The organism is Streptomyces sp. NRRL B-24572, assembly GCF_002156145.1.
Taxonomy (GTDB): domain Bacteria; phylum Actinomycetota; class Actinomycetes; order Streptomycetales; family Streptomycetaceae; genus Streptomyces; species Streptomyces vietnamensis.
The window spans coordinates 391-1,338 of the sequence record NZ_MWIG01000670.1 but is presented as its reverse complement, the minus strand read 5'-3'; the positions used below and the strand labels follow the sequence as shown (position 1 = coordinate 1,338).

At 65.9% G+C, this 948-nt stretch carries 1 protein-coding gene and 1 tRNA gene; one reads left to right on the top strand and one right to left on the bottom strand.

Annotation, left to right across the window (positions count from 1 at the left end; translation table 11 throughout):
* On the bottom strand, positions 1-396 hold a 396-nt coding region (locus CCN56_RS33110; protein WP_143664701.1), incomplete at its 3' end, for a DUF3662 domain-containing protein.
* A 446-nt stretch (positions 397-842) separates the two neighbouring features.
* On the opposite strand from CCN56_RS33110, the gene CCN56_RS33105 reads away from it, so the two are divergent.
* Positions 843-929 (top strand) — tRNA-Leu (locus CCN56_RS33105).
* Positions 930-948: the final 19 nt, after the last annotated feature.

Genomic DNA, 948 nt, shown 5'->3' with positions numbered 1-948 from the left:
GGGCGGCTGCGGCTGTGACGTACTCGACGCCAGCGTGCGGCTGCGGACGCGGTACAGGCCGGTGTCGAGGTCCTCGGCCTTCTCCAGGTGGACCTTGATCGGGCCCATGAAGGTGTACCGCTGCTGCTTCGCGTAGTCCCTGACCAGGCCGGCGAGCTCGTCGCCGAGCTGGCCCGAGTAGGGGCTGAGACGCTCGTAGTCCGGCGTGCTCAGCTCCACGATGAAGTCGTTGGGGACGACGGTCCGCTCGCGGTTCCAGATCGTCGCGTTGTTGTCGCACTCGCGCTGGAGCGCGCCGGCGATCTCGACGGGCTGGACCTCGGACTTGAAGACCTTGGCGAAGGTGCCGTTGACCAGACCTTCGAGACGCTGCTCGAAACGCTTCAGGACTCCCATGGGGCACCTCCTCCGTCGTTGTCGCCCTGGTACTGCTTACTGATCGTATCCACGCGTCGGGAAATCGGCTGGTTCCCCTTCTCTGCCCTGTGGACGAGTGTCACCTCTCACAGGCTTTCCCCACGGATCGTAGAGGCGGCCTGTGGACAGTGTCCCGCACCCGGCTGTGGGAGCGGAGGCGCGGGCCGGGGTTCCGGGGCGGTCCGTCCCCTTCCTCCCTCCTTCTCCCCTCCTTCTCTCCTCCTTCGCGCTTCCTTCTTCTCTCCTCCGGCCTCGGGTCCCTCCCCTCCTCGCTCCTCCTCACTCCATCCCCTCCTCCCCCTCTCCTTGTTCTCCGGGAGCGGGGGCGAAACAACGGATGTGAATCCACGGTCTGCGACGTGCTAATCTTCAGATGTCGCCAGGCGCTCCCACTGAAAAGTGAGAGGGCAGGGAGACCACCCAATGCGCGGGTGGCGGAATAGGCAGACGCGCTGGATTCAGGTTCCAGTGCCCGCAAGGGCGTGGGGGTTCAACTCCCCCCTCGCGCACCAGACGGAAGCCCCGTAGGTC